Genomic DNA, 1841 nt, shown 5'->3' on the forward strand with positions numbered 1-1841 from the left:
CTCCCGGAGGAGTGCCGCCCTTCTTCTACCTTCTACCGCCGCTCACACGGCTCGTACCGTTCAGCCCTTGGCCGGTCCTTCCGCGTCGGGCTCACCGGCGTTCCGCTCGGCCTGGGGGGCCGTCTCGGCGGGTGCTTCCGCGCTCTCGGCGGCCGCGTCGGCACGGTCCGCCCACGCGTTCAGCTCGTCCTCGTCGTCCTCGTCATCGTCATCGTCGTAGTCGTCGCCCTCGTCGGTGGCGTCGGCGATGTCGTCGGCGATGGTGGCCGGGACCTGGACCGCGGGGGCGGTGTGCTCCTCGGCGGGGGCGGTGCCGACGGTGGACGTCGCGTCCTCCTCGTCGTCGTCCATGGCGTCCACGAACTCGACCCCGTCCAGCTCGGCGAGCCGGTCGGAGGCGTCGGTCGCACCGTCCTTGTCGGACTCCAGGGCCTTGCCGAACCACTCGCGGGCCTCGTCCTCACGGCCCGCCTCCAGGAGCGCGTCGGCGTACGCGTAGCGCAGGCGCGGGGTCCACGGGTGAATCGCGTTGGAAGCCAGCTCGGGGCTCTGCAGGGTGACGATGGCGGCATCGATCTGCCCCATGTCACGGCGGGCCCCTGCGGCGACCAGGCGCATCTCGACCTGGCCGGCCTTGTCCAGCTTCTGGACCTCGGGATCGCCCGCCATCGCCATGGCGCGCTCGGGGCGGCCGAGACCGCGCTCGCAGTCCGCCATGACGGGCCACAGCTCCACGGAGCCGGTCATCCGACGGGCGGCCCGGAACTCGGCCAGCGCCTCCCCGTACTTCTGCGTGGCGTACGCGGCGAAGCCCGCCGCCTCACGGACGGCAGCGACGCGCGAGGCGAGCCGGAGGGCGACGCGGGAGTACCCGTACGCCTCTTCCGGGTCCTCGTCGATGAGCCGGGCGACCATGACGAGGTTGCGCGCGACGTCCTCGGCAAGGGTCTTCGGCAGGCTCATGAGCTCCTGACGCACTTCCTTGTCGATTTCAAAGCCCGTGACGTCGTCCGGGATGGGCAGCCGCTTGATGGGCTCGCGGTCACGGTCGCCCTGGTAGCCACCACGGTCGTCGCGCCCCTGGTAACCGCCACGGTCGTCGCGCTGACCACGGAAGCCACCACGGTCGTCCTCGCGACGGGGGGCACGGTCGTCACGACGGAAACCACCGCCCGAACCGGAGCCGCCACGGTCGTCGCGACGGAAACCGCCACCGGAGCCGCCACGGCTGTCGTCACGACGGAAACCGCCGCCGGAGGGGCGGTCGTCACGGCGCTCGAAGCCACCCGGGCGGCCACCACGGTCGTCATCACGACGAGGAGCGCGGTCGTCACGCTGACCACGGAAGCCACCACGGTCGTCCTCACGACGGGGGGCACGGTCGTCACGACGGAAGCCACCACCGGAACCCGAACCGCCACGGTTGTCGTCACGACGGAAACCGCCGCCGGAGGGGCGGTCATCACGGCGCTCGAAGCCACCCGGACGCCCACCACGGTCGTCATCACGGCGAGGAGCGCGGTCGTCGCGCTGACCACGGAAGCCACCGCGGTCGTCCTCACGACGGGGGGCACGGTCGTCACGACGGAAGCCACCACCGGAACCCGAGCCACCACGGCTGTCGTCACGACGGAAGCCACCGCCGGAACCGGAGCCACCACGGCTGTCGTCACGACGGAAGCCACCGCCGGAGCCGGAGCCGCCACGGTTGTCGTCACGACGGAAGCCACCGCCGGAGGGGCGGTCGTCACGGCGCTCGAAACCGCCCGGACGGCCACCACGGTCGTCATCACGACGAGGGGCACGGTCGTCACGACGGAAACCGCCACCGGGGGCGCTGT

At 72.0% G+C, this 1841-nt stretch carries 2 protein-coding genes; both read right to left on the minus strand.

Features of this window, described 5'->3' with window-relative positions; all coding sequences use genetic code 11:
* Positions 1-60 precede the first annotated feature (60 nt).
* Complete coding sequence (locus ACFWEP_RS34450) at positions 61-978, minus strand: tetratricopeptide repeat protein (protein WP_387376213.1); 918 nt, start codon at positions 976-978, stop codon at positions 61-63.
* A partial coding sequence (locus tag ACFWEP_RS34455) for a hypothetical protein (RefSeq protein ID WP_387376215.1) occupies positions 960-1841 on the minus strand: 882 nt, incomplete at its 5' end. The genes ACFWEP_RS34455 and ACFWEP_RS34450, both read right to left, overlap by 19 nt.

This window comes from Streptomyces sp. NPDC060198 (assembly GCF_042728415.1).
Classification (GTDB): domain Bacteria; phylum Actinomycetota; class Actinomycetes; order Streptomycetales; family Streptomycetaceae; genus Streptomyces.